Source organism: Salinicola lusitanus, assembly GCF_038648475.1.
GTDB classification, from domain to species: domain Bacteria; phylum Pseudomonadota; class Gammaproteobacteria; order Pseudomonadales; family Halomonadaceae; genus Salinicola; species Salinicola lusitanus.
In genome coordinates this window covers 901,480-924,500 of record NZ_CP151919.1, presented here as the reverse complement: position 1 = coordinate 924,500, position 23,021 = coordinate 901,480, and the positions used below count along the sequence as shown (strand labels likewise).

The window sequence follows — 23,021 nt, the reverse complement described above, 5'->3', positions numbered from 1 at the left end:
CAGTCAGATTAGGTTTGGAGAAAACCAATGATTCAGACGCAGACAATGCTGGATGTCGCCGACAACAGCGGCGCGCGCCGGGTGCAGTGCATCAAGGTGCTGGGCGGTTCACACCGTCGTTACGCCCGCGTTGGCGACATCATCAAAGTGACGGTCAAGGAAGCCATCCCGCGGGGCAAGGTCAAGAAAGGCCAGGTCCTCAAGGCGGTGGTCGTGCGTACGCGCAGCGGTGTCCGTCGTAACGACGGTTCGCTGATCCGCTTCGACGGAAATGCGGCGGTTCTGTTGAATAACACCAACGAACAGCCGATCGGCACCCGTATCTTCGGACCGGTAACTCGTGAACTTCGTAACGAGAAGTTCATGAAGATCATTTCCTTGGCGCCCGAAGTGCTGTAAGGAGCGAGGCGGATATGCACAAGATCAAACGTGACGACGAAGTCATCGTCATCGCCGGCAAGGACAAGGGCAAGCGTGGCACGATCAAGCGCGTCCTCGAAAACGACCGTTACGTCGTTTCGGGCGTCAACATGATCAAGCGCCACACCAAGCCCAATCCTATGGTTGGCAACCCGGGGGGTATCGTCGAGCGTGAGGCTCCGATCCATGCGTCCAACGTGGCCATCTTCAATGCGGAGACCGGCAAGGCGGATCGCGTCGGCTTCCAGCTGCAGGAAGACGGTACCAAGGTACGTATCTACAAGTCGACGCAAAAGCAGATCGACGCCTAACGCGAGTCGGGTAGCAAAATGGCGAACTTGAAAGAACGTTATCAGAACGAGGTCATGGCTCAGCTCAAAGAGCAGTTCAGCTATGCCAACGTTATGCAGGTGCCCCGGATCACCAAAGTGACCCTGAACATGGGCATCGGCGAAGCGACCAGCGACAAGAAGCTGATCGACAATGCTGTCGGCGACCTGGAGAAGCTCTCCGGTCAGAAGCCGGTAGTGACCAAGGCGCGCAAGTCCATCGCTGGCTTCAAAGTCCGCGAAGGCTGGCCGATCGGCGTCAAGGTGACGCTGCGCCGCGAACGGATGTGGGACTTTCTGGACCGGCTGGTCAACATCGCGATTCCTCGCGTACGTGACTTCCGCGGCCTGAACCCGAAATCCTTCGACGGGCGCGGCAACTACTCCATGGGCGTACGGGAGCAGATCATCTTTCCGGAGATCGAATATGATAAGATCGATCGGATTCGTGGTCTGGATGTCACCATCACGACCAGCGCCATCACCGACGAAGAAGGTCGTGCGCTGCTCAGCGCGCTGAACTTCCCGTTCAAGCAATAAGGGTGGATTCATGGCAAAGAAAAGCATGATTGAGCGTGAGCTCAAGCGCGCAAAGCTGGTCGACAAATACGCCGCCAAGCGTGCCGCGCTCAAGACCGTCATCTATGACGTCAACGCTTCTGACGAAGAGCGCTTCGACGCTCAGCTGAAGCTGCAACAGTTGCCGCGGGACTCCAGTCAGGTCCGTCAGCGCAACCGCTGCCGCGTTACCGGCCGTCCGCACGGTTACTACAACAAGTTCGGACTGGCCCGTAACAAGCTGCGCGAAGCTGCCATGCGTGGCGATGTCCCTGGACTGAAGAAGTCCAGCTGGTAAGCCACGTCGAGGAATTCAGGAGCGCAATGTAATGAGCATGCAAGATACTCTGGCGGATATGTTCACCCGTATCCGCAATGCGCAGATGGCCACCAAGGAGACGGTTACCATGCCGTCTTCCAAGCTCAAGGTTGAAGTGGCCCGCGTACTCAAGCAGGAAGGCTACATCACCGACGCAACGGTCTCCGAGGGCACCAAGCCCGAGCTGACCGTGACCCTCAAGTATTTCGAGGGCAAGCCGGTCATCGAGCACCTCCAGCGTATGTCCAAGCCGTCACTGCGGATCTACAAGGGCAAGAGTGAACTGCCCAAGGTCGCGGACGGTCTGGGTGTGGCGATCGTCACCACCTCTCAAGGTGTCATGACCGATCGTGCCGCACGCCAGGCGGGTGTCGGTGGTGAAGTCATCTGCACCGTATTCTAGGAGTGAGTAATGTCTCGCGTAGCCAAGTATCCGGTTAAACTGCCCAGCGGCGTCGACGTGAAGTTCGACGGCGACCAGCTGTCCGTCAAGGGCGGCCAGGGCACGCTTGAACTGACCGTGCATCCCGACGTGAAGATCACTCAGGAAGATGGTCAGCTGGTTTTCGCCCCGAGCGAACAGGCGAAGTCCTGGGCCATGGTCGGCACCACGCGTGCCCTGGTCCAGAACATGGTCACCGGCGCTTCCGAGGGTTTCACTCGGTCGCTGGAAATCAATGGCGTCGGCTATCGTGCCCAGGCTAGTGGCAAGACGCTGAACCTAACACTCGGTTTCTCACACCCGATCGACTACACGCTGCCCGAAGGTGTCACGGCGGAAACGCCGAAGAACACCGTGATCGTGCTGAAAAGCGCGGACAAGCAGAAACTCGGTCAGGTGGCTGCGGAAATTCGCGCTTTCCGTCCGCCGGAGCCCTACAAGGGCAAAGGCGTTCGTTACAGCGACGAACGTGTCCGCCGCAAAGAAGCCAAGAAGAAGTAAGGCAGGGTTATGAACGCGAAGAAAGAATCTCGTCTCCGTCGTGCCCGCCGCGCCCGTGCCAAGATCCGCGATCTGGGTGTGAACCGCTTGTGCGTCAACCGCACCCCGCGTCACATCTACGCGCAGATCATCTCACCGGACGGCGGCAAGGTCCTTGCCAGCGCTTCCACGCTGGACAAGAGCCTGCGCGAAGGTGCCACGGGCAACGCTGACGCGGCTGCCAAGGTGGGTGCTCTGATTGCCGAGCGCGCCAAGGATGCCGGCATCTCTCAGGTTGCCTTCGACCGCGCAGGGTTCCAGTACCACGGGCGTGTCAAGGCGTTGGCTGATGCCGCACGCGAAGGCGGTCTGCAATTCTAAAGGGTTTAACGATGGCGAATAACGAACAGAAGGGCGGAGACCTGCAAGAGAAGTTGGTGCAGGTCAACCGCGTCGCCAAGGTGGTCAAAGGTGGCCGTATCTTCGGTTTCACCGCGCTGACCGTCGTTGGCGATGGCAACGGCCGGGTTGGCTTCGGTCGCGGCAAGGCACGTGAAGTGCCGGTCGCGATTCAGAAAGCCATGGACCAGGCACGCCGTAATATGGTCAAGGTCAGTCTCAGCGGCAGCACGCTGCAGTACCCGGTTCGCGCCCGTCACGGCGCGTCCAAGGTCTTCATGCAGCCGGCTTCCGAGGGTACCGGCATCATCGCCGGCGGCGCCATGCGCTCCGTCCTCGAGCTGGCCGGTGTGCATGACGTCCTGGCCAAGTGCTACGGTTCCACCAACCCGGTGAACGTGGTTCGTGCCACCATCAAGGGGCTCGAATCCATGCAATCTCCGGAAGACATCGCCGCCAAGCGTGGCCTGTCTGTCGAAGAGCTGGCGGGGTAAGTGACCATGGCACAGACGATCAAAATCACCCAGACCCGCAGCACCATCGGTGTCCTGCAGAAGCACAAGGCGACGATGACCGGTCTCGGTCTGCGTCGCATTGGGCACTCGGTCGAGCTGGAAGACACCCCCGCCGTTCGCGGCATGATCAACAAGGTCAACTACCTTGTTCGAGTCGAGGGAGAGTAATCCATGAAACTCAATAGCTTAAGCCCGGCGCCGGGTTCCAAGCACGCTGAGAAGCGTCTTGGCCGCGGTATCGGCTCTGGCCTGGGCAAGACCGGTGGCCGCGGCCACAAGGGTCTGAAGTCCCGTTCCGGCGGTTCGGTCAAGCCGGGTTTCGAGGGCGGCCAGATGCCCTTGCAGCGCCGCTTGCCGAAGTTCGGTTTCACCTCGGCCAAGTCGCTGGTGTCCGAAGAAGTCCGCCTGGCCGAACTGGCCAAGGTCGAGGGCGACGTCGCCGATCTCGCCAGCCTGAAGAAGGCCAACGTGCTCAAGAATGCTACCGAGTACGCCAAGGTCGTTCTGTCCGGCGAGTTGAGCAAGGCGGTTACCGTGCGTGGCCTCAAGGTCACCAAAGGTGCACGCGCTGCGATCGAAGCGGCCGGTGGCAAGGTAGAGGACTAAATGGCTAAGTCAGGAAACATGCCGGCGAACATGGGTAGCGGTCTCAGCGAGCTGTGGGCGCGCCTGCGTTTCGTCTTCATCGCGATCGTGGTGTACCGCATCGGTGCCCACATCCCCGTCCCCGGCATCGATCCTGACCAGCTGGCTGCCCTGTTTCGGGAGAACCAGGGCACCATCCTGGGCATGTTCAACATGTTCTCGGGGGGTGCGCTGCAGCGCATGAGTATCTTCGCGCTGGGGATCATGCCGTACATCTCCGCGTCGATCATCATGCAGCTTCTGACCGCGGTATCGCCTCAGCTCGAAGCGCTGAAGAAAGAGGGCGAAGCCGGCCGCCGCAAGATCAACCAGTACACCCGCTACGGTACGGTGTTGCTGGCCTTGATCCAGGCGACCGGGATGTCAGTTGGTCTGGTCAGTCAGGGCGTTGCTTACACGGGTGACATCAGCTTCTACTTCACGGCCATCGTGACGTTCGTGGCCGGTGCGGTATTCCTGATGTGGCTGGGCGAGCAGATCACCGAGAAGGGGATCGGCAACGGTATCTCGTTGATCATCTTTGCCGGCATCGTGGCTGGTCTGCCCAGCGCGATCGGACAATCGTTCGAGCTGGCGCGCAACGATGGTGCGTGGAACGTGTTGCCGCTGCTGGCGCTCTCGATTCTGGGCATCGCCACGGTTGCTTTCGTGGTGTTCATCGAACGCGGTCAGCGCCGTATCACGGTGAACTACCCGCGGCGTCAGGTCGGCAACAAGATGTATGCGGGACAGAGCAGTTATCTGCCGCTGAAGGTCAACATGGCGGGCGTGATTCCGCCGATCTTCGCGTCGAGTATCCTGCTGTTCCCGGGTTCCATCGGTCAGTGGCTGGGCCAGGGCGACGGGTTCGAGTGGCTGCAGGTGGCATCACAGCAGCTCGCTCCCGGTGCGCCGTTGTACATCATCCTGTTTGCCGCGGCAGTGCTGTTCTTCTGCTTCTTCTACACGGCGTTGGTGTTCAATCCGAAGGATGTCGCCGACAACCTGAAGAAGTCGGGGGCTTTCCTGCCGGGGATCCGTCCAGGAGAGCAGACGGCTCGCTACGTGGACAAGGTGATGACGCGCCTGACCCTGTTCGGGGCGCTCTACATCACCCTGGTCTCGTTGATGCCGCAGTTCCTGGTGGTGGCCTGGCAGGTGCCGTTCTACTTCGGCGGGACGTCGCTGCTGATCGTGGTCGTGGTAATCATGGACTTCATGGCCCAGGTTCAATCGCATCTGATGTCTCATCAGTATGAGTCGGTGATGAAGAAATCGAACCTGAAAGGCTACGGTAGCGGCGGTCTGACGCGCTGAGCCTCCGCCAGAGAGCATTTGGAGAGAACGATGAAAGTTCGAGCTTCTGTAAAGAAAATGTGCCGTAACTGCAAGATCATTCGGCGCAACGGCGCGGTTCGCGTGATTTGCACCGAGCCGCGTCACAAGCAGCGCCAGGGCTGATTTGACCCTGACGCTGTGAGTAAAAAGCGGGCCATGGCATATCCCTTGCCTTGAGAGAGGCAAAGGGGTATGCTATTGCGCCCTTTGTGGACGACTAAACGAGCAAGCCGCTCAACATTCGGAGTAAGCTGATGGCCCGTATTGCAGGCGTCAATATCCCGGACAACAAGCATGCGGCGATCTCGCTGACCTACATCTACGGGATTGGCCGCACGCGTGCGCAGAGTATCTGTGTCGCTGCCGGCATCGCACCTACCGCCAAGGTTCAGGAACTGTCAGGCGAAGAGCTCGACACCCTGCGTACCGAAGTGGGTAAGTACACCGTAGAAGGCGACCTTCGCCGTGATGTGACGCTGAATATCAAGCGTCTCATGGACTTGGGTTGCTACCGTGGTCTGCGCCATCGTCGTGGTCTACCGCTGCGTGGTCAGCGTACCAAGACCAATGCGCGTACCCGTAAGGGACCGCGTAAACCGATTCGTAAGTAATTAACGTTCCGGCGTTTAAGATCAGGATACATCAACATGGCTAACCCGCGTAGTAACCGTAAAAAGGTTAAAAAGCAGGTCGTGGATGCGGTCGCACACATCCATGCCTCTTTTAACAATACGATCGTGACGATCACAGACCGCCAGGGCAATGCGCTTTCTTGGGCAACTGCCGGTGGTTCGGGTTTTCGTGGTTCTCGCAAGAGCACCCCGTTCGCAGCTCAAGTGGCGAGTGAACGTGCAGCGACTGCTGCAGCCGAGTATGGTGTGAAAAACGTCGACGTGCTGGTCAAGGGCCCCGGTCCTGGCCGTGAGTCTGCCGTGCGCGCATTGAATGCCGCCGGCTTCCGTGTACAGAGCATCACTGACGCGACGCCGATTCCGCACAACGGATGCCGTCCGCCGAAGAAACGCCGCGTTTAAGGAGACAGACTCATGGCTCGTTATCTAGGTCCCAAGTGTAAACTGTCTCGTCGTGAGGGTACCGACCTCTTTCTCAAGAGCGGTGTCACTCCCTTCGAGAAGAAGTGCAAATCCGAGCAGATCCCGGGTGTGCACGGCCAGCGCCGTCAGCGTCTTTCCGACTACGGCTTGCAGCTTCGCGAGAAGCAGAAAGTGCGTCGTATCTACGGCGTACTCGAAAACCAGTTCCGCAACTACTACAAGGAAGCCGCTCGCCTGAAAGGCGCGACCGGTGAAGTCTTGCTGCAGTTGCTGGAATGCCGACTGGACAACGTGGTCTACCGCATGGGCTTCGGCTCCACGCGTAACGAATCACGTCAGTTGGTCAGCCACAAGGCGATTTCGGTCAACGGCCGTACCGTCAACGTGGCGTCCTATCAGGTGCGCCCCGGCGACGTCGTTTCTGTTCGTGAGAAGGCCAAGAACCAGGCCCGTATCCAGCAGGCCCTGTCCATCGCTGCCAACCGCGGCGACGTGACCTGGATCGACATCGACTCGAAGAAGATGGAAGGCACTTTCAAGGCTGTCCCGGAACGCGGCGACCTGTCTGCCGACATCAACGAAAACCTGATCGTCGAGCTGTACTCCAAGTAAGGCTTGGAACCGGGCCGTTCAGGCGGCCCGGCTCCCGCCTGGAGTACCGATATTCGTTTGGCAGCCTGGGAAGGTGTTCATATGCAGCGTTCAGTGACAGAGTTTCTCCGTCCCCGCGACATCAAGGTCGAAGAGGTCAGTGCACATCACGCCAAGATCGTGCTGGAACCCTTCGAACGTGGTTTCGGCCATACCCTGGGGAATGCGCTGCGTCGCATCCTGCTCTCTTCGATGCCCGGCTGTGCCGTGGTCGAAGCGGAAATCGAAGGCGTGTTGCACGAATACAGCGCCATCGAGGGTGTTCAGGAAGACGTCATCGAGATTCTGCTGAATCTCAAGGACGTGGCCATCAAGATGCATGGTCGCGACGAAGCCGTCCTCACCTTGAACAAGCAGGGCCCCGGTGTCATGACCGCAGGCGACATTGCTGTCGGCCATGACGTCGAGATCGTCAATCCGGATCACGTGATTGCCCACCTCAACGATGGCAGCGAGCTGAAAATGCAGCTGAAGATCGTTCGTGGTCGCGGTTACGAGCCCGCCGATGCGCGTCTCTCCGACGAGGACGAATCCCGCGCCATCGGTCGTCTGCAGCTGGATGCCACGTTCAGCCCCGTCCGCCGCGTGTCCTATGCGGTCGAAGCGGCTCGTGTCGAACAGCGCACCGATCTCGACAAGCTGGTCATCGATCTCGAAACCGACGGCACTCTGGACCCGGAAGAAGCGATTCGCCGCAGTGCGACCATTCTTCAGGAACAGCTGGCCGCCTTCGTCGATCTCGAAGCCGACAGAGAGCAGGAAATCGAAGAGGAAGAAGATCAGATCGATCCGATTCTTCTGCGCCCCGTGGATGATCTCGAACTCACGGTTCGCAGCGCCAACTGCCTGAAGGCCGAGAATATTTACTACATTGGCGATTTGATTCAGCGCACAGAAGTCGAGCTGCTCAAGACGCCGAACCTTGGCAAGAAGTCCTTGAACGAGATCAAGGATGTGCTGGCTTCGCGCGGTCTTTCGCTCGGTATGCGGTTGGAAAACTGGCCGCCGGCGAGCTTGAAAGACGACAAGGCCTCCGCCTGACGACGATATGTGCAGACGCCCAGGTGTCTGCCTTCGTGTCAGCGTCGAATCCAGTGTGCCGACTCGAATCACCAGTTTGGTAAGGAATAGCAATCATGCGTCATCGTAAGAGTGGTCGTCATCTGAATCGGACCAGCTCGCATCGGCACGCCATGTTCAAGAACATGTGCATCTCGCTGGTCGAGCATGAAGTGATCAAGACTACCCTGCCCAAAGCCAAGGAGCTGCGTCGTCATATCGAGCCGCTGATCACCCTGGCCAAGCAGGATAGCGTGGCAAACCGCCGTCTGGCGTTCAGCCGCACCCGCTCCAAGGAAGCCGTCGGCAAGCTCTTCAACGAGCTTGGCCCGCGTTACGTCAATCGCCCGGGCGGTTATGTCCGCGTGCTGAAGTGCGGCTACCGCACTGGCGATAACGCTCCGATGGCCTACATCGAGCTGGTCGATCGTCCGGTCGTTGAAGAAGCCGCTGGCGACGAATAAGTCCCACGCTTCTTGCACGATAAAAACCGGCTGCCCAATCACTTGGGCAGCCGGTTTTCTTTTGGGACAAAGGTCAGGGTCGGGGGCTTCAATGGCGCGGGAGAGCGCTGGATTCGGCGATTCGCCCCTCGGGCTGTTGGAGCCGCTGCTGCTGCCGTTCCACCACGCTCAGCAGCACATCAAGGCATTGGAAGCGGGATGGCCGGGTCGGGCCATCCAAGCTGTGGGCGCAGGGCGCCTTCAGGTATCGTGAGCGCTGTCGATTGGCTGCTCGGACTCTCCAGATCGGTCGAAGGGGTCGCAAGAGCCACTCCGCGATGGGGATTGATCCCGGTTCGGGTTCGTCACGGACTGCCGGCACACTCTCTCTGGATCATTGGAGCAGAGCCGCCATAGGGCGCCTGCGAAAGCGCCATATGGCCGGACTCAGGCGCGCTTGGCCTTGCGCGCCTTGGGGGCGGGCAGCAACGGTGCCAGGAAATTGCCGGTGTGGGAGTGGTCGAGCCCCGCCACCTGTTCCGGCGTGCCCTCCGCGATGATGCGGCCACCGCCGGAGCCACCTTCCGGGCCCAGATCGATGATCCAGTCGGCAGTCTTGATCACATCAAGGTTATGCTCGATCACTACCACCGTATTGCCGTGGTCACGTAGCCGATGCAGCACGCCGAGCAACTGCCGGATATCCTCGAAGTGCAGCCCGGTGGTGGGCTCGTCGAGAATGTAGAGCGTCTGGCCGGTATCGCGCTTGGCCAGCTCGCGAGCCAGCTTGACGCGCTGCGCCTCGCCGCCGGAGAGCGTGGTCGCGCTCTGGCCCAGGCGGACGTAGGAGAGCCCCACGTCCATCAGCGTCTGCAGGCGCCGGGCGATCGCTGGCACCGGGCTGAAGAACTCCAGTGCTTCTTCGATGGTCATCTCGAGCACTTCGTGGATGCTCTTGCCCTTGTAGTGGATCTCCAGCGTCTCGCGGTTGTAGCGCTTGCCCTTGCAGACGTCGCAGGGGACGTAGATATCCGGCAGGAAGTGCATCTCCACCTTGATCATGCCCTCGCCCTGGCACGCCTCGCAGCGTCCGCCCTTGACGTTGAAGCTGAAACGTCCCGGCTTGTAGCCGCGGGCCCGCGCCTCCTGGGTGCCCGAGAAGAGCTCGCGGATGGGGGTGAAGATACCGGTGTAAGTGGCAGGGTTGGAGCGTGGCGTGCGGCCGATCGGGCTCTGGTCGATGTCGATGATCTTGTCGAGCTGATCGAGACCCTCGATGCTGCGATAGGGCGCCGCCGTCAGTGTGGTGGCGCGATTGAGTTCACGGGCCGCGATCGGCATCAGGGTCGAGTTGATCAGGGTCGATTTACCGGAGCCGGAGACGCCGGTGACGCAGACGAACAGCCCCAGCGGCAATGCCAGGTCGACATCCTGCAGGTTGTTGCCGGTGGCGCCACGCAGATGAAGCTGCTTGTCCGGGTTGACCGGGATGCGGTACGGGGGCACCTCGATACAGCGTTTCCCGGAGAGGTACTGGCCCGTCAACGACTCCGGCGTCGTCTCGATGTCGTGGGGCGTTCCCTGGGCCACGATGGTGCCACCATGCACGCCGGCGCCAGGGCCGATATCGAGCACGTGGTCGGCAGCGCGAATGGCGTCTTCGTCATGCTCGACCACGATCACCGTATTGCCCAGATCGCGCAGACGTATCAACGTGCGCAGCAGACGATCGTTGTCGCGCTGATGAAGGCCGATCGAGGGCTCGTCGAGGATGTACATCACCCCGACCAGGCCGGCACCGATCTGGCTGGCCAGGCGAATGCGCTGGGCTTCGCCGCCGGAGAGCGTGTCCGCGCTGCGCTCCAGGGTTAGGTAGTCGAGCCCGACGTTGACCAGGAATTCGAGTCGGGCGTGGATCTCGTGGACGATCTTGACCGCGATTTCGCCCTTCCTCCCGGGAAGCGTCAACTGGCGGAAATAGTTCCAGGCTTCGCCCACCGGCATCCGGGTCAGCGTCGGAAGATTGTTGCCGTCGATGAACACATGGCGCGCCTCGCGCTTGAGGCGGGTCCCGTCGCAGGTGGGGCAGGGCCGCACCGCCAGGTACTTGGCCAGATCGTCGCGAACCATCGACGACTCGGTCTCGCGATAGCGACGCTCCAGATTGGGCAGCACGCCCTCGAAGGGGTGCTCGCGGGTCACCTTGCGGCCGCGGTCGTTGACGTAGCTGAAGGCGATGTCGTCCTTGCCGCTGCCATTGAGTACGATATCGCGCTCATGTCGGGCGAGCTCGTTCCACGGCGTATCCAGCGTGAACCGATAGTGCTCGGCGACCGCCTGCAGCTGGCTGAAGTAGTAGATGCTGCGGCGATCCCAGCCCTTGATCGCGCCCTCGGCCAGCGACAGCTCCGGATGACTGATCAGCTTGTCTGGATCGAAGAACTGACGCACGCCCAGGCCGTCGCAGGTCGGACAGGCGCCGGCCGGGTTGTTGAACGAGAACAGCCTGGGTTCCAGTTCGCTCAGCGAGTAGCCGCAGATCGGGCAGGCGAAGCGTGACGAAAACGCCAGGTCATCCTGCTCGCCATCCATGAAGTGGATGATGGCGGTGCCATCGGCCAGATTGAGTGCGGTCTCGAAGGACTCGGCCAGACGTTGCTGCAGATCCGGGCGAACCTTGATGCGGTCCACCACCACGCTGATGTCGTGCTTGCGTTTCTTGTCGAGCGCCGGCACATCGTCGAGTTCGACGGTATGCCCGTCGATCACGGCACGCACGAAACCCTGGGCGCGCAGCTCGCTGATCAACTGGAGGTGCTCGCCCTTGCGGCCCTTGACCACCGGCGCCAGCAGCATCAGCCGGCTGCCCTCGGGCAGCGCCAGCACCTGATCGACCATCTGCGAGACGGTCTGCGCCTCCAGTTCCTCGTCGTGATCCGGGCATCGCGGCGTGCCGGCGCGAGCGAACAGCAGCCGCAGATAGTCGTAGATCTCGGTGATGGTACCGACGGTGGAGCGCGGATTGTGCGAGGTCGATTTCTGCTCGATGGAGATGGCCGGCGAGAGTCCCTCGATATGGTCGACGTCGGGCTTTTCCATCATCGACAGGAACTGGCGGGCGTAGGTCGAGAGGGATTCGACATAACGTCGCTGCCCCTCGGCGTAGAGCGTGTCGAACGCGAGTGAAGACTTGCCCGAACCGGAGAGACCGGTTACCACGATCAACTTGTCGCGCGGCAGTTCGACATCAATGTTCTTCAGGTTATGGGTCCGTGCGCCCCTGACCAGAATGCTGTCCATGACTACCTCGTGCTGCGACGCGGGAAACGACCATTATAGGTCGCGGATCAAAGGCCCGGCAAAGCCGGCTGCTTTCACTGGAGAAGGGCGAGCGGTAAAATGCACCGCTCATCCCGAATCATCCTCGGCTCGCGCCGAGTTCACCCAACGTTGCGACCTCCATGACTTCTCGTTTTCTCGTTACCGAACGACGTGCCATCGTCGGGCTGGCCAGCCTGTACGCCTCGCGAATGCTGGGGCTATTCATGGTCCTGCCGGTGCTGGCGCTGTATGCCGATCATCTCGACGGCGCCACTCCCTTGCTTGTCGGCATGGCGCTGGGCGGCTACGGCCTGACCCAGGCCATTCTCCAGATTCCCTTCGGGCTGCTCTCCGACCGGATCGGTCGCAAGGCGGTCATCGCCGGGGGCCTGCTGCTGTTCATCATCGGCAGTATCGTCGCTGCCAGTGCCACGTCCATCACCGGCATCATCATCGGGCGCTGCCTGCAGGGGAGCGGCGCCGTCGCCGGCGCCATCATGGCGCTGCTGGCAGATCAGACCCGCGAGGAGATCCGCACCGCCGCGATGGCGACCATCGGACTCTCCATTGGCGTCGCATTCGCCATCGCCATGGTGGTGGGGCCCCTGATCGCCGATGTCGGCGGGCTCGCCGGCGTGTTCTGGTTCACCGCGGCGCTCTCCGCCTGCGGCCTGCTGATCCTGTGGAAACTGGTGCCGCGAGCACCGAAGCGAATGCCCCACCGGGATGTCGGCATCGATCGCCGTCAACTGCGCGCCACGCTGGGCCAGGGCGACCTGCTCCGGCTCGATTTCTCGATCTTCGCCCTCCACCTGATTCTGACGGCGTGCTTCACGGCGCTGCCGTTTCGGCTCGAGGCCCTGGGATTCGCCCCGGCAGATCATGGCTGGGTCTATCTGCCGGTGATGGCCCTGGCCTTCGTCGGCATGATCCCGCTGGTCATCGTGGCCGAGAAGTATCGCAAGATGAAGCCGGTCTTCGTCGGCGCCGTCGCGGCGATGACATTGATTCTGCTCGGCTTCGGCGAGCTGGCGAATGATCGCGTCGCCCTGCTGATCCTACTTTGGGGCTTTTTCGTCGTCTTCAATCTACTGGAGGCGACGCTGCCGTCGATGATCAGCAAACTGGCACCGGCCGGGTCCAAGGGCACTGCCATGGGCGTCTACTCCACCAGTCAGTTCTTCGGCGCCTTTCTCGGCGGTACGCTGGGCGGCGCCCTGTCCCAGGGCTTCGGCGTCCAGAGTGTCTTCCTGGGCACGGCGGTGGTCGGGGCGATCTGGCTGGCGGTGGTCTGGAAGATGCCGGCGCCCCGCCATCTCTCCAGCGAGATCATCGCACTCGACGAGCAATCCATGGGCATGCTCGATACACTACTCGAGCGTTTCGTCGCGGTGACCGGGGTCGAGGACGCCGTGGTCGTACCCGAAGAACAGGTCGCCTATCTCAAGGTCGACCGACAGCGCCTGGATGTCGAGGCGCTGGCCCGTATCGCGGGCAACCAATGGCAACGAACCGACGCATGATAGCGTCGCAACGCAGGAATGCGAGGAGACAACGATGGCCCGAGGTGTAAACAAAGTCATCCTGATCGGCAACCTGGGACAGGATCCGGAAGTGCGCTTCCTGCCCTCGGGGAATCCGGTGTGCAACCTGCGCATCGCGACTACCGATAGCTGGACCGATCGCCAGAGCGGCCAGCGCCAGGAACGTACTGAATGGCACAGCGTGGTGCTGTTCAACAAGCTGGCGGAGATCGCCCAGCAGTACGTCAAGAAAGGTTCGCGGATCTATATCGAGGGCCGCCTGCAGACTCGCAAATGGCAGGGCCAGGACGGTCAGGATCGCTACTCGACCGAAATCGTCGGCAACGACATGCAGATGCTGGACTCTCGTGGCGGCGGCCAGGGCGGCGGAGATTACGCCCAGCCCCAGGGGCAGTATGGCGGTGCGCCGCAGAATGGTGGCTACGACCAGCCGCCGCAGCAGGGCGGTTACGGCGGCAACCCGCAACAGCCGCAACAACCGCAGCAGCGCCCGGCTCAGGGGCAGCGCCCGCCGCAGCAGGGCCAGCCCGCCTCGCAACCGAACCAGAATCCGAACTACGGCGCGCCGAACCCCGGTAGCTTCGACGACTTCGACGACGAGATTCCGTTCTAGCACTCAGGTACCGGCGTCCAACGGCTCGTCCTTGCGGGCATCGAGTCAGTGCACCCCCGGCGTGCCGCACCGGCCGTCATCAGAGCGCCCCGCCTCGCGGGGCGCTTGCGTTTCGGGCGTGGACCATCCCGGCAAGATCCGCAGGTGAAAAACGGCGTCTCGGCCGGGTATCGGTGTGACAGCGATGGCCATCGACAAGCGCGGCCTCGAGGTTCGGCGCGCAGGCAGATTCTTCTCTCGCCATGACCCAGCACCCGTGGCTTGAGCTCCCGCGGATTGTCTTTCAAAGCAAATTTCTGGAAACCATGTTCAGCTTTCGTACCAAGGCCGCGTCATGGCAGGTTGACGTTCATCGACCTTGGGAGCCGATGAAACAATCAAACATATCAATATTTACTAATTTGTAAGACCGCCATTTTATCTCTAGTTTTACTTGGCTTTTAGCACCCCACTCAACGGAATTGAGTGCTCTCGCAACAGAGTGTTAACGGAAATAACGGTGGTCCTGTCCTGTAATGCGAATATCTCGCTTCCGCGGCCGAGTCGCGAAGGCCGGCGAAGGCTTTGGCTTCTCGACGAGGCCGTACGCCGCCGGCAACGGTCGCTGCCGCGCCTGTTCAACTCGATTCCCCCTCGCACTCTGCCTGCTGTCGCTCTTCGCCTATTCAGCCCAGGCAGCCGAGCGCTTTCCGGATGGGCGCTTGCCGCCCGCCGAGGCGCCGGCCTCGGCCTATGGCGAAGACGTGCGGCCAGGGCCGTCGGGGCGCCCCAATGCCGACGATCTGGCGGGCATTGCGGAACGCCAGCGTCAGCAGGGGCATCCGGCCATCGCGCTGCAACTGGCGCAGCGAGTGCTGACGTATGCCCCGGACAATCGTCAGGCCCTCCAGACGACGATCTCCAGCCTGTCCAATCTCGGGGCCTATCGCCGTGCCGAGCGGTTACGCGAGCGCTACCGGCCGGCGTGGCCGCAGGCCACGCAGGATCGGTTTCGGGCCGATGCCGCGACGGCCCGGATCCGCAATGGGGTGCAGGAGCAGGCGCGTCACGAGCGGCGGCAGCGCTACGGAGCGCGTAACGCGGCCCTGACCGCATCGCTCGATGGCCTGAATGCCAATCTGGAACGCTTCCCTCCCGGCAGCGACGCCGGCCATCGGACCCGCGTCGATCGACTGGTGGTGCTGCGCCAGTTGAACCGCTTCGAGGCGGTGGTTGCCGATTATCAGGCGCTGCAGCGGGAATCGGTCGATGTGCCCGTCTACGCCAAGGCCGCCGTTGCCGATGCCCATCTGGCTCGCCGGCAGCCGGAGCAGGCCGCACGCCTCTACCGCGAGGTGATCGAGTCGGGCGCGCGGCCATCGTTGGCAGTGCGGACCGGCTACTACTACGCCCTGATCGAGAGCGAAGAGTACGCCGCTGCGGCCGAGGTGCTCGCCCAGTTGGACGCCGACACCCCGATCTGGCGCTCGCGGCCGAATCCGAAGACGCCTCCGGTGCCCAATTGGGAGCGCAGCGAGGTCGACCGCCTGCGGGTGCTGGATGCCACCTATCGTCGTCATGATGGAGAGGCGCTCGAACGGGCCCGTGCGCTCTATCGGCAGGCGCCGCGCAATACCGACGTGATCAATGGCTTGTCCACCGCACAGCGTTCGAGAGGCTGGTACGAACAGGCGCAGTCGACCGCCGAACTGGCAGCGGCCTATGCGCCCAGGGATCAGGCCACGCGGCTCAACATTGCCGAGAATGCCCAGGACCTCGAGAACTTCCCGCGCTGGCAGCGCACTATCGAACCCTTGGCGTCGCAGTTTCCCACCGACAGCGCGATTCGGCGCAACCACCTCGAATGGCAGGATCGTCAGCACTTCTCCCTCGAGGGGGAGGGCAGCTTCGGTCGCTCTCGCGGCGGGAGCGCCGTCAACGGCAGCCGCGACGGTGAATACCGGCTGCGCCTCAATTCGCCCTGGCGCGAGGATGGCTACCGCGCCTACATCGAACAATCCTGGCGCTGGGGTGACTACGACGGTGGGGCCGAGCGCCGGGATCGCTGGGGTGTCGGCGTCGAACGCCGATGGTTGCGCCGGCACTGGTGGGCCGGCGTGAGTGGCGAGAACGCCAGCGACGAACCCGGCGTCGAGCTCGGCTGGTCGCAGTGGCTCGACGATCGTTGGCAGTACCAGTTGCTGACCCAGTTTCAGTCGCCGGAGACCCCGCTGCGCGCCGAGCGCAGCGATCGGGATGGACGCCTCTACCAGGCGCAGGTGACCTGGCGTCAGAACGAGTCGCGCCAGGCGACGCTGACGCTGGGCGCCCTGGACATCAGCGACGGCAACCTGCGCAGCGACATCTCCGCCGAGCTGACCCAGCGCGTGCAGGCCAGCGCGCATCATCGGACCCGCCTGCTCGGCTCGCTCTCCGCCGAGCACAACAGCCAGAGCGAAACGGATTACTACAGCCCCGAGGATACCCGTTCCGCCGGAGTGACTCTCGAGCACGACTGGCTGACCTGGCGGCGCTACGATCACGCCTTCACGCAGAACGTCTCGCTGGGCACGGCCTCCGAGTGGGAGCGAGGCCACGGTAGCGCGCCGGGCTACGACGCGCGCTACGGCCACGTCTGGCAGCTGACGCGGACCTGGTCGGTCAACTACGGCGTCGGCTGGGGCAGTCATGAGTACGAGGGCGAGCGCGAAGCGCGCTGGTTCGGACAGTTAGGTTTCGAGGGAGTGCTGTGATGCGATCGACCCTGCTCCATTTCGCGCTGGTCGCGCTACTGGGCGCGCTGTCGACGGCAGCGCAGGCTCGGGGAGCGCCGTCATCTCCGCCGACGACCGGCCTGCCGGGAGATGTGACGACGCTGCAGATCCCCGCCGGTCATTTCGTGACGCTCGGGTTTCACGATGTGCGGGACGATACCCGGCCCGCCGTGGATCGGGACCCTTACGCCGTCAGCACCGAACGCCTGGCGTCGCTGTTCGACTGGCTGGCGGCCAACGATTGGCACCCGATCTCCCTGGACGACATCGAGGCGGCCCGGGAGGGCAGGCGGCCGCTGCCTCCCAACGCGGTGCTGCTGAGCTTCGACGACGGGCTGGCGAGCTTCTACGGCCGCGTCTTTCCGCTGCTACGGGCTTTCGGCTATCCGGCGCTGTTCGCGGTGGAGACCGGCTGGATCGAGCGGGTCGGGCGTGGCGACAGGGTGACGGCAGCCGCTACCGATCCGGTGGCCTCGCGGCTCGAGGAGGGGGCGGTCATCGGTGGGGACGGCGACGCTGGGGCGGCGAACGAAGTTCTCTACAACGGCCGCGCGAGAGGGGCAGAGGGTTTCGTGGATTGGGGCCAGGTCCGCGAGATGCAGGCCTCGGGGCTGGTGGAAGTGGCTTCGCACACCGATGACCTCCACCACGGGATCCTCGCCAATCCGCAGGGTAACGTGGAACCCGCAGCGCTGACACGACGCTACGATGCCGCCAGTGGCGCGTACGAGAGCGACGCCGATTACCGGCGGCGCGTTCACGCCGACCTGGTCCGCAGCGCCGAGATCATCGAGCGGCACACCGGGGTTCGGCCGCGCACCCTGGTCTGGCCCTACGGCGCGACCAACCCCGTTACCGAAAGGATAGCGAGAGAGGCGGGTTACCGGTTCACCTTCAGTCTCGGTGATCAGCGTCTCTCGACCCCGTCGAGCGGACCCGATTTCGGTCGCTTCCTGGTGATGAATGATCCCGATCCGGTGGCCGTAGAATCCCAGGTCGCGCAGACCGTCGATCCGCCCAGGCGCATTCAACGGGCCGTGCAGGTCGACCTCGACTATCTCTACGATCCCGACCCCGATCAGGTCAATGCCAATCTCAGCGCCTTGCTGGATCGGATTCAGGCCATGCAGGTGCGCACGGTCTATCTGCAGGCCTTTGCCGATCCGGATGGGGATGGCACTGCCTCGGCACTCTACTTCCCCAACGACTACCTGCCGATGCGCGCCGATCTGTTCAACCGTGTCGCCTGGCAGCTCAAGACCCGGGCCGGGGTCGATGTCTACGCCTGGCTACCGCTGCTCGCCTTCGACCTGCCCGACGCCGAACGACAGCAGCAACTGGCGGTGCGAGCCAGGGGGAGCGACGGCAAGAGCCGGATCGCCGATCGCGACTACCGCCGGCTGAGTCCGTTCCGCCCGGCTGCACTGGCGCTCGTTCGCGGGATCTATGGCGATCTGGCCCGCAACACCCCGGGGATCGACGGCATCCTGATTCACGATGACGCCTATCTCGCCGCGGACGAAGATGCTCAGGCCTGCAACCCCGCGGCGCGGTGGCCCGGCGGTCAGCGGGCGCTTACCGACTGCGACCTGAGTGCGCGTGACAAGACCCGGGCGCTGATCGACTTCAGTCATCAGGCGGTCGCCGCCGCGCGCGAGTACGCCAATCTCAGCAACCGCTTCCGGGTGGCGCGCAATATCTACGCGCGGGTCGTGCTCGACCCCGCTGCCGAGTCGCGCTTTGCCCAGGCGCTGGGTCCTTTCCTCGACAACTACGACGAAGTGGCGCTGATGGCGATGCCCTACCTCGACGACGCGGACATGGCGCGCGATGACCGCTCGGCCAGCCGCTGGCTGGATGACCTGATCGACCAGGTGATGCGCCAGCCCGACGGGCTCAGGAAGACGGTATTCGAGTTGCAGGCTTACGACTGGGCACGGGATCGCTGGATCGAGCCCGGGCGCTTCAAGGCGTGGATGCATCAGCTGGTGCGCCGGGGCGGGCTGAACCTCGCCTACTATCCGGACGACTTCATCACCGGCATGCCGGCCTTCCAGCCCACGTTCGAGGGCATGAGCCTCAACGAATTTCCCTACTCGACCTCTCGTCTTCGGAGTCAACCATGATCGCCGATATCGAAGCCTGGGTCTCGGCCATCGATTGGCGGGACGTGATGTTCGGTTTTGCCTTCTACTACCCGATCTTCATGGCCTGGATGTGGATCATCGGTGGCCTCTGGTTCTATCTTCGCCGCGAGCGTGGCAAGGACATGACGCCAAGGCTGGAGACCTTGGATCCCGACTCCCCTCACGTCAGCATCGTGGTGCCCTGTTTCGACGAAGCGGATCAGGTCGAGCAGACGATTCGCTACGCTCTGGCGACGCGCTACCCGCAGTTCGATGTCATCGCCATCAACGACGGTAGCCACGATGAGACCGGCGAGATCCTCGATCGCCTGGCCGAGAAGCACGAGCGGCTGCGGGTGATCCATTTCGCGGCCAATCAGGGCAAGGCGGTGGCGCTGCGCGCCGGTGCGCTGGCGGCCCCTTCGGATTACCTCGTCTGTATCGATGGTGATGCGCTGCTCCATCCCTTCGCCGTCTACTGGATGATGCAGCATCTGACCGGGGGGCCGCGTGTCGGCGCGGTGACCGGCAATCCGCGCATCCTCAACCGCTCGACGCTGCTGGGCAAGATCCAGGTGGGCGAGTTCTCCTCGATCATCGGCCTGATCAAGCGGGCGCAACGCACCTACGGGCGTATCTTCACCGTCTCCGGGGTGATCACGGGTTTCAACCGGGCGGCGCTGGACAGCATCGGCTACTGGCGCGCCGACATGGTGACCGAGGACATCGATGTCTCCTGGCGTCTCCAGATCCATCACTGGGACATCCGCTTCGAGCCAGAGGCGCTCTGCTACATCTATATGCCGGAAACCCTCAAGGGCCTGTGGCAGCAGCGCCTGCGCTGGGCCCAGGGTGGTGTCGAGGTGATGCTGCGCTACGGCGGGCGACTGCTGGCTTGGCGCCAGCGCCGCTTCTGGGGGGTGGCGCTGGAGTATCTCACCAGCCTGGTGTGGGCCTACGTCATGCTGGCCATCGCCGTGCTGTTCTGCATCGGCGGGTTCGTACCGCTGCCGCCACGCTGGCAGATCGCGACGCTGCTGCCGCAATGGAACGGACTGCTGCTGGGCGCCACCTGCCTGATCCAGTTCCTGGTCAGTCTGAGCATCGACCAGCGCTACGAACGCGCCGGCTTTCTTCGCCACTATTTCTGGGTCATCTGGTATCCGCTGCTCTACTGGGTGCTCTCGACGCTCACGGCAGTGGTCGCCGTGCCCAGGGCCCTGCTGGCCTCGCGGCGTCAGCGGGCGCGCTGGAGCAGCCCGGACCGCGGTATCCAACCCTGACAGGAGAGCTCGACATGCCGAAGGCGAACAACCAGCGAGGCGCCGCCGGGCTGCCTCGAATCATCCACCGTCCCGACCTGCAGTCACGGCGCCAGCGCAGTGTGTTCGCGCTGCTGGCGGGCATCGGCTGGTTGCTGTGGCTCTATCTGCTGCTACCGCTGGCGACGATTGGCGGCTGGATTTTCGGGGTGGGACGGTTCGAGTCCTACGTGATCGACAGCCAAGACCATAGCTGGGCCTCGCTGACACTCTACGCGGTCATCACCGTGCTCGCGGGGGCCACGCTGCTGGTATGGGCGTTCTACAACTACCGCCGCTTCCGACACGTCGATCGGCGCCAGCCGGCGCTGCCGCTGACCCCCGAGCGGCTGGCGCTCTCGTTCGGCATGAATTCGGACCAGGTGGCCGCGCTCCAGCGCCATCGCCGGGTGACGCTCACCCATGATGCCCAGGGCAACATCATCGAGGCGCGGTGAGCGCGGCGTGCTCAATCTCCGCCGGGGGAGCCCGGCCGCCTCGACGCAAGAGCGTGGGAATTCTAGAATGGCCTTCTAGATAGCCATCTAACGATTTGCCTGTACTGCCAGTTTCCGCGGGCGATGGTGGCCCCGACGATCGCGGCGGCAGCGCCTCGATCCTGCGCCGGCCTTTCACCTCAAGAGTGTCTCCATGCCACAACCTATCCCCGATGACGCCCGTCTGCCCGAGTTGACGCTGCGAGGCGTCATGCTGGGCGCCGTCATCACCCTGCTGTTCACCGCTTCCAATGTCTATCTGGGGCTCAAGGTCGGGCTGACCTTCGCCTCGGCGATTCCCGCCGCGGTCATCTCCATGGCCGTGCTGCGACGCGTGGCCGGCGCCAACAAGCTCGAAAACAACATGGTCCAGACCCAGGCCTCGGCGGCAGGAACGCTCTCCGCGATCATCTTCGTGCTGCCGGGGCTCTTGATGATCGGCTACTGGCAGGGCTTTCCGTTCTGGCAGACCACGGCGATCTGCGCCATCGGCGGCATTCTCGGCGTGCTCTACACGATCCCGCTGCGCCGGGTGATGGTGGTACAGAGCGATCTGCCCTATCCGGAGGGGATCGCCGCGGCCGAGATCCTCGAGGTCGGCAGCCGCGATGCCGATGAGGGTCAGCGTGGCGACGGAGACGCCGGTGGCGCCAGGAATGAACCCGGTGCCCGGGAGATTCTGCTGGGCGGCATCGTCGCGGCCGGCTTCTCGATCGCCAGCGGCGGCTTGCGGCTGCTGGCGGATAGCATCAGCGTGTGGTTCTCGGTCGGTCGCGCGGCATTCCAGCTCTCGACCGGGTTTTCGCTGGCGCTGGTCGGCGCCGGCTACCTGGTCGGCATCGTCGGCGGCATGGCAATGCTGATCGGGACGCTGATCGCCTGGGGTATCGCGGTCCCCTGGTTGACCAGCGTCACCCCGATGGAGGCGGGGCAGTCGCTGGCCGATGCCGGCATGGCGCTGTGGTCCGACAAGGTCCGCTTCATCGGCGCCGGCACCATCGGGATCGCCGCGGTCTGGACACTGGCGACCCTGTTCAAGCCGATGCTGATCGGCATTCGTACGTCACTGGGGGCGATGCGCGGCGACCAGGGCGCGTTCCGTGACCAGGCGCGAACCGAGCGCGACCTGCCGGCGGGCATCATCCTGGCGTTGACGGTAGCGCTGCTGGTGCTGTTGACCGTGGTCTTCGCGATCTTTCTCCACGGTGCGGCACCGCAGCTGGCCGGCGCCGCGTTCTGGACGCTGACCCTGGGCAGCGTGCTGTTCGCGGGCGTGTTCGGCTTCCTGATCGCGGCCGCCTGCGGTTACATGGCCGGGCTGGTCGGATCTTCCAGCAGTCCGATCTCCGGCATCGGCATCGTGGCGGTCATCCTGGTGTCGCTGCTGCTGCTGGGCTTCACCGCCGTCAGTGATGCGTTCGACGTGCTGGACCCGGCGGTGGCGCGCATGCTGCCGACGGCGTTGGCGCTATTCGTGACCTCTGTCATCCTCGCCGTGGCGGCGATATCCAACGACAACCTGCAGGATCTCAAGACCGGTTATCTGGTGGGGGCCACGCCGTGGCGCCAGCAGGTCGCGCTGATCATCGGCTGCGTGGTCGGGGCGCTGGTCATCCCGCCAGTGCTCTCGCTGCTCTACAACGCCTACGGCTTCGCCGGGGCGATGCCACGGGAGGGGATGGACCCCGGGCAGGCCCTGGGGGCGCCCCAGGCCTCGCTGATGACCGCCATCGTGCGCGGTGTGTTCTCCCACGATCTCGAATGGACGATGATCATCATCGGTCTGGCGATCGGCGCCGTGCTGATCGGTGTCGACGAGTGGCTGCGCCGGCGAGGGGGCAAGGCACGTCTACCGGTACTGGCGGTGGGGATCGGTATCTACCTGCCCCCGAGTATCAACATGCCGCTGGTGATCGGCGCCGTGCTGGGCTGGCTGATCGATCGCCGGCTCCGCGCCCGCGCGCTGGCACGGGGCGATGACGTCGAGCGTGCCTCGGAGCGGCCGCGTCGACGTGGCGTGCTGCTCGCCTCCGGGCTGATCGTCGGCGAGAGCCTGGTCGGCGTGCTGCTGGCCGGCGTCATCGGCCTGAGCGGGGCGCCGGCCCCGTTGGCGCTGGTCGGAGACGGCTTCGCCGGTATCGCCCGGTGGCTGGGGCTGGCGGTGTTCGTCGCCGTCTGCCTCGGCTTCTACCGCCGCGTGCTGGCAGCCCCCGCGGCCGGGTGACCCCGGCCGT

At 63.4% G+C, this 23,021-nt stretch carries 25 protein-coding genes; 24 read left to right on the top strand and 1 reads right to left on the bottom strand.

All coding sequences use genetic code 11. The features are described from left to right. The first annotated feature begins 27 nt into the window (after positions 1 to 27). The 17 genes from rplN to rplQ all read left to right on the top strand — a co-directional run bounded on the left by rplN (position 28) and on the right by rplQ (position 8,653). Positions 28 to 399 (top strand): 50S ribosomal protein L14, encoded by a 372-nt coding sequence (gene rplN, locus AAGT95_RS04315; protein WP_075571386.1) that lies wholly within the window; start codon positions 28 to 30, stop codon positions 397 to 399. Between the two features lie 14 nt (positions 400 to 413). Further along, positions 414 to 731 carry a 50S ribosomal protein L24 gene (gene rplX / locus AAGT95_RS04310; RefSeq protein WP_075563676.1) on the top strand — a complete coding sequence of 106 codons (318 nt, stop codon included), beginning with the start codon at positions 414 to 416 and terminating at the stop codon, positions 729 to 731. A gap of 18 nt (positions 732 to 749) precedes the next feature. Beyond that, positions 750 to 1,289 carry a 50S ribosomal protein L5 gene (gene rplE / locus AAGT95_RS04305; RefSeq protein WP_110603314.1) on the top strand — a complete coding sequence of 180 codons (540 nt, stop codon included), beginning with the start codon at positions 750 to 752 and terminating at the stop codon, positions 1,287 to 1,289. 10 nt (positions 1,290 to 1,299) lie between these two features. Then, complete coding sequence (rpsN, locus tag AAGT95_RS04300; RefSeq protein WP_110603316.1) at positions 1,300 to 1,605, top strand: 30S ribosomal protein S14; 306 nt, start codon at positions 1,300 to 1,302, stop codon at positions 1,603 to 1,605. Positions 1,606 to 1,636: 31 nt separating this feature from the next. Next, positions 1,637 to 2,029 carry a 30S ribosomal protein S8 gene (gene rpsH, locus AAGT95_RS04295; RefSeq protein ID WP_110603318.1) on the top strand — a complete coding sequence of 131 codons (393 nt, stop codon included), beginning with the start codon at positions 1,637 to 1,639 and terminating at the stop codon, positions 2,027 to 2,029. A gap of 9 nt (positions 2,030 to 2,038) precedes the next feature. Beyond that, a complete protein-coding gene (rplF, locus tag AAGT95_RS04290) occupies positions 2,039 to 2,569 on the top strand; it encodes a 50S ribosomal protein L6 (RefSeq protein ID WP_110603320.1) in 531 nt (176 codons plus the stop codon). A 9-nt stretch (positions 2,570 to 2,578) separates the two neighbouring features. After that, positions 2,579 to 2,929 (top strand): 50S ribosomal protein L18, encoded by a 351-nt coding sequence (gene rplR, locus AAGT95_RS04285; RefSeq protein ID WP_110603321.1) that lies wholly within the window; start codon positions 2,579 to 2,581, stop codon positions 2,927 to 2,929. Between the two features lie 11 nt (positions 2,930 to 2,940). Further along, positions 2,941 to 3,441 carry a 30S ribosomal protein S5 gene (gene rpsE / locus AAGT95_RS04280; RefSeq protein ID WP_071230722.1) on the top strand — a complete coding sequence of 167 codons (501 nt, stop codon included), beginning with the start codon at positions 2,941 to 2,943 and terminating at the stop codon, positions 3,439 to 3,441. A gap of 6 nt (positions 3,442 to 3,447) precedes the next feature. Then, entirely contained in the window at positions 3,448 to 3,630 is a 183-nt protein-coding gene (gene rpmD / locus AAGT95_RS04275) for a 50S ribosomal protein L30 (RefSeq protein ID WP_110603433.1), read from the top strand. A 3-nt stretch (positions 3,631 to 3,633) separates the two neighbouring features. Beyond that, positions 3,634 to 4,068, top strand: coding sequence for a 50S ribosomal protein L15 (gene rplO, locus AAGT95_RS04270; RefSeq protein ID WP_110603323.1), 435 nt, complete (start codon positions 3,634 to 3,636; stop codon positions 4,066 to 4,068). Next, positions 4,069 to 5,403 (top strand): preprotein translocase subunit SecY, encoded by a 1,335-nt coding sequence (gene secY, locus AAGT95_RS04265; RefSeq protein ID WP_110603324.1) that lies wholly within the window; start codon positions 4,069 to 4,071, stop codon positions 5,401 to 5,403. Between the two features lie 30 nt (positions 5,404 to 5,433). Then, positions 5,434 to 5,547 (top strand): 50S ribosomal protein L36, encoded by a 114-nt coding sequence (rpmJ, locus tag AAGT95_RS04260; protein WP_031384759.1) that lies wholly within the window; start codon positions 5,434 to 5,436, stop codon positions 5,545 to 5,547. Positions 5,548 to 5,678: 131 nt separating this feature from the next. Next, the gene (gene rpsM, locus AAGT95_RS04255; protein ID WP_110603326.1) at positions 5,679 to 6,035 is read left to right on the top strand and encodes a 30S ribosomal protein S13; all 357 of its coding nucleotides are present in this window, start codon (positions 5,679 to 5,681) and stop codon (positions 6,033 to 6,035) included. Between the two features lie 36 nt (positions 6,036 to 6,071). After that, positions 6,072 to 6,458 carry a 30S ribosomal protein S11 gene (rpsK, locus tag AAGT95_RS04250; RefSeq protein WP_009723883.1) on the top strand — a complete coding sequence of 129 codons (387 nt, stop codon included), beginning with the start codon at positions 6,072 to 6,074 and terminating at the stop codon, positions 6,456 to 6,458. Positions 6,459 to 6,470: 12 nt separating this feature from the next. Next, positions 6,471 to 7,091 (top strand): 30S ribosomal protein S4, encoded by a 621-nt coding sequence (gene rpsD, locus AAGT95_RS04245; protein ID WP_110603327.1) that lies wholly within the window; start codon positions 6,471 to 6,473, stop codon positions 7,089 to 7,091. Between the two features lie 81 nt (positions 7,092 to 7,172). Then, the gene (locus tag AAGT95_RS04240) at positions 7,173 to 8,171 is read left to right on the top strand and encodes a DNA-directed RNA polymerase subunit alpha (RefSeq protein ID WP_110603329.1); all 999 of its coding nucleotides are present in this window, start codon (positions 7,173 to 7,175) and stop codon (positions 8,169 to 8,171) included. 95 nt (positions 8,172 to 8,266) lie between these two features. Then, complete coding sequence (gene rplQ, locus AAGT95_RS04235) at positions 8,267 to 8,653, top strand: 50S ribosomal protein L17 (protein ID WP_071230729.1); 387 nt, start codon at positions 8,267 to 8,269, stop codon at positions 8,651 to 8,653. 426 nt (positions 8,654 to 9,079) lie between these two features. On the opposite strand, the gene uvrA is transcribed toward rplQ, so the two are convergent. Next, positions 9,080 to 11,932, bottom strand: a complete 2,853-nt coding sequence (gene uvrA, locus AAGT95_RS04230) for an excinuclease ABC subunit UvrA (RefSeq protein WP_342595660.1) — start codon at positions 11,930 to 11,932, stop codon at positions 9,080 to 9,082. A 161-nt stretch (positions 11,933 to 12,093) separates the two neighbouring features. On the opposite strand from uvrA, the gene AAGT95_RS04225 reads away from it, so the two are divergent. The 7 genes from AAGT95_RS04225 (at position 12,094) to AAGT95_RS04195 (ending at position 23,011) form a co-directional block, all read left to right on the top strand. After that, positions 12,094 to 13,476: an MFS transporter gene (locus tag AAGT95_RS04225; protein ID WP_110603332.1), complete on the top strand. Its 1,383-nt coding sequence runs from the start codon at positions 12,094 to 12,096 to the stop codon at positions 13,474 to 13,476. A 34-nt stretch (positions 13,477 to 13,510) separates the two neighbouring features. Further along, complete coding sequence (gene ssb, locus AAGT95_RS04220) at positions 13,511 to 14,110, top strand: single-stranded DNA-binding protein (RefSeq protein ID WP_342595659.1); 600 nt, start codon at positions 13,511 to 13,513, stop codon at positions 14,108 to 14,110. A 701-nt stretch (positions 14,111 to 14,811) separates the two neighbouring features. Next, positions 14,812 to 16,842, top strand: coding sequence for a poly-beta-1,6 N-acetyl-D-glucosamine export porin PgaA (gene pgaA, locus AAGT95_RS04215; RefSeq protein ID WP_342595658.1), 2,031 nt, complete (start codon positions 14,812 to 14,814; stop codon positions 16,840 to 16,842). Next, positions 16,842 to 18,989 carry a poly-beta-1,6-N-acetyl-D-glucosamine N-deacetylase PgaB gene (gene pgaB, locus AAGT95_RS04210; RefSeq protein WP_342595657.1) on the top strand — a complete coding sequence of 716 codons (2,148 nt, stop codon included), beginning with the start codon at positions 16,842 to 16,844 and terminating at the stop codon, positions 18,987 to 18,989. Before pgaA ends, pgaB begins: the two co-directional genes overlap by 1 nt. Continuing rightward, positions 18,986 to 20,272: a poly-beta-1,6-N-acetyl-D-glucosamine synthase gene (pgaC, locus tag AAGT95_RS04205; protein ID WP_110603338.1), complete on the top strand. Its 1,287-nt coding sequence runs from the start codon at positions 18,986 to 18,988 to the stop codon at positions 20,270 to 20,272. The genes pgaB and pgaC overlap by 4 nt, the downstream gene beginning before the upstream one ends. 14 nt (positions 20,273 to 20,286) lie before the next feature. Then, complete coding sequence (gene pgaD, locus AAGT95_RS04200; RefSeq protein WP_110603340.1) at positions 20,287 to 20,748, top strand: poly-beta-1,6-N-acetyl-D-glucosamine biosynthesis protein PgaD; 462 nt, start codon at positions 20,287 to 20,289, stop codon at positions 20,746 to 20,748. A gap of 193 nt (positions 20,749 to 20,941) precedes the next feature. Further along, entirely contained in the window at positions 20,942 to 23,011 is a 2,070-nt protein-coding gene (locus AAGT95_RS04195) for an OPT family oligopeptide transporter (protein WP_342595656.1), read from the top strand. Positions 23,012 to 23,021 lie beyond the last annotated feature (10 nt).

Bases quoted from the DNA above. Each gene is read 5' to 3' on its own strand.
- rplN (WP_075571386.1), top strand. From the start codon at position 28: ATGATTCAGACGCAGACAATGCTGGATGTCGCCGACAACAGCGGCGCG.
- rplX (WP_075563676.1), top strand. From the start codon at position 414: ATGCACAAGATCAAACGTGACGACGAAGTCATCGTCATCGCCGGCAAG.
- rplE (WP_110603314.1), top strand. From the start codon at position 750: ATGGCGAACTTGAAAGAACGTTATCAGAACGAGGTCATGGCTCAGCTC.
- rpsN (WP_110603316.1), top strand. From the start codon at position 1,300: ATGGCAAAGAAAAGCATGATTGAGCGTGAGCTCAAGCGCGCAAAGCTG.
- rpsH (WP_110603318.1), top strand. From the start codon at position 1,637: ATGAGCATGCAAGATACTCTGGCGGATATGTTCACCCGTATCCGCAAT.
- rplF (WP_110603320.1), top strand. From the start codon at position 2,039: ATGTCTCGCGTAGCCAAGTATCCGGTTAAACTGCCCAGCGGCGTCGAC.
- rplR (WP_110603321.1), top strand. From the start codon at position 2,579: ATGAACGCGAAGAAAGAATCTCGTCTCCGTCGTGCCCGCCGCGCCCGT.
- rpsE (WP_071230722.1), top strand. From the start codon at position 2,941: ATGGCGAATAACGAACAGAAGGGCGGAGACCTGCAAGAGAAGTTGGTG.
- rpmD (WP_110603433.1), top strand. From the start codon at position 3,448: ATGGCACAGACGATCAAAATCACCCAGACCCGCAGCACCATCGGTGTC.
- rplO (WP_110603323.1), top strand. From the start codon at position 3,634: ATGAAACTCAATAGCTTAAGCCCGGCGCCGGGTTCCAAGCACGCTGAG.
- secY (WP_110603324.1), top strand. From the start codon at position 4,069: ATGGCTAAGTCAGGAAACATGCCGGCGAACATGGGTAGCGGTCTCAGC.
- rpmJ (WP_031384759.1), top strand. From the start codon at position 5,434: ATGAAAGTTCGAGCTTCTGTAAAGAAAATGTGCCGTAACTGCAAGATC.
- rpsM (WP_110603326.1), top strand. From the start codon at position 5,679: ATGGCCCGTATTGCAGGCGTCAATATCCCGGACAACAAGCATGCGGCG.
- rpsK (WP_009723883.1), top strand. From the start codon at position 6,072: ATGGCTAACCCGCGTAGTAACCGTAAAAAGGTTAAAAAGCAGGTCGTG.
- rpsD (WP_110603327.1), top strand. From the start codon at position 6,471: ATGGCTCGTTATCTAGGTCCCAAGTGTAAACTGTCTCGTCGTGAGGGT.
- AAGT95_RS04240 (WP_110603329.1), top strand. From the start codon at position 7,173: ATGCAGCGTTCAGTGACAGAGTTTCTCCGTCCCCGCGACATCAAGGTC.
- rplQ (WP_071230729.1), top strand. From the start codon at position 8,267: ATGCGTCATCGTAAGAGTGGTCGTCATCTGAATCGGACCAGCTCGCAT.
- uvrA (WP_342595660.1), bottom strand. From the start codon at position 11,932: ATGGACAGCATTCTGGTCAGGGGCGCACGGACCCATAACCTGAAGAAC.
- AAGT95_RS04225 (WP_110603332.1), top strand. From the start codon at position 12,094: ATGACTTCTCGTTTTCTCGTTACCGAACGACGTGCCATCGTCGGGCTG.
- ssb (WP_342595659.1), top strand. From the start codon at position 13,511: ATGGCCCGAGGTGTAAACAAAGTCATCCTGATCGGCAACCTGGGACAG.
- pgaB (WP_342595657.1), top strand. From the start codon at position 16,842: ATGCGATCGACCCTGCTCCATTTCGCGCTGGTCGCGCTACTGGGCGCG.
- pgaC (WP_110603338.1), top strand. From the start codon at position 18,986: ATGATCGCCGATATCGAAGCCTGGGTCTCGGCCATCGATTGGCGGGAC.
- pgaD (WP_110603340.1), top strand. From the start codon at position 20,287: ATGCCGAAGGCGAACAACCAGCGAGGCGCCGCCGGGCTGCCTCGAATC.
- AAGT95_RS04195 (WP_342595656.1), top strand. From the start codon at position 20,942: ATGCCACAACCTATCCCCGATGACGCCCGTCTGCCCGAGTTGACGCTG.